The sequence below is a fragment of the Buttiauxella sp. B2 genome, from assembly GCF_006376615.1.
In the GTDB taxonomy this organism is placed as follows: Bacteria; Pseudomonadota; Gammaproteobacteria; order Enterobacterales; family Enterobacteriaceae; genus Buttiauxella.
On sequence record NZ_VEXQ01000070.1, the window covers coordinates 1 to 1,079 of the forward strand.

1 protein-coding gene is annotated in these 1,079 nt (G+C 49.2%); it reads right to left on the bottom strand.

What is annotated here, in order from left to right; all coding sequences use genetic code 11:
• Positions 1-1,020: RNA-guided endonuclease TnpB family protein (locus FH968_RS23520; RefSeq protein WP_139883900.1), on the bottom strand; the 1,020-nt coding region annotated here is incomplete at its 3' end.
• Between the last annotated feature and the right edge of the window lie 59 nt (positions 1,021-1,079).

Genomic DNA, 1,079 nt, shown 5'->3' on the forward strand with positions numbered 1-1,079 from the left:
TGTATGACCACAGCAGGCGCATTTCTGGCTGGTATACGCAGGGTTTATCACCAATACCTGACCTCCACACCAGAACTGCTTGTACTCAAGCTGACGGCGCAGTTCGTACCAGCCCTGATCCAGTATCGAACGGTTTAAGCCTGATTTAGCACGGACGTTGCGTCCGTGCTGGCTTGATGTTCCCGCTGCTGACGTTGACATGTCTGATACCTTCAGGTCTTCAATGACGATCATTGTGTGGTTTTTGCTGATTGTCGTGCTGACTTTATGAAGGTAGTCGCGGCGGATGTTACCGATACGAGAATGCAGGTTCTGTACTTTGCGCTTTGCCTTCGTCCAGTTGTTACTGAACTTCACCTTGCGGCTCATTTCACGCTGGAGTCTGGCGAGCTTATTCTGGTTAGTTTTAAAGCTGTTTACTGGCTCAAAAATAGTGCCATCGGAGAGCGTAGCCAGTTTTGCTATGCCTGCATCAAGCCCCACCATCGATGTTGAACCGTGCGAAGGCTCTGCTGTTTCATATTCTGTCTGGATGCTGATATACCACTTGCCACATGACTGGCTGACCGTGACATTTTTAACCTCACCTGCAACCTGACGACTGTTGCGATAGCGTATCCAGCCCAGTTTTGGCAACGAGATGCGGCTGTTTTTTTGATCCCGTTTCACACCCTGCGGGTAGCGGAATGCATCACTCTGACCGCGTTTTTTAAACCGGGGGAATGATGCACGTTTCTGGAAAAAGTTTTTGTAGGCGCGTTCGAGGTCTTTTAAGGCTTGTTGCAAAGGCTGAGAGGGCGATCCTTTTAGCCACTGAGTTTCGGATGTTCCTTTCCACTCAACCAACCACGAAGTCATTTTTGCGTAGGAAATATATTTGTTCCCCCCCTCATGGTTTTCGTTCTGCAACGCCAGTGATTTGTTGAATACAAAACGACATGCCCCGGCGAAGCGCCGCATATCGCGCTCCTGCTGACCGTCAGGTCTTAACTGGAATTTAAAGGCCTGCAATCGTTTCATGTGTTGAATTTTGGCAGAAGTTAGGTAGAAAACCGTGCCTTATATCCCCGCCCTGAAGG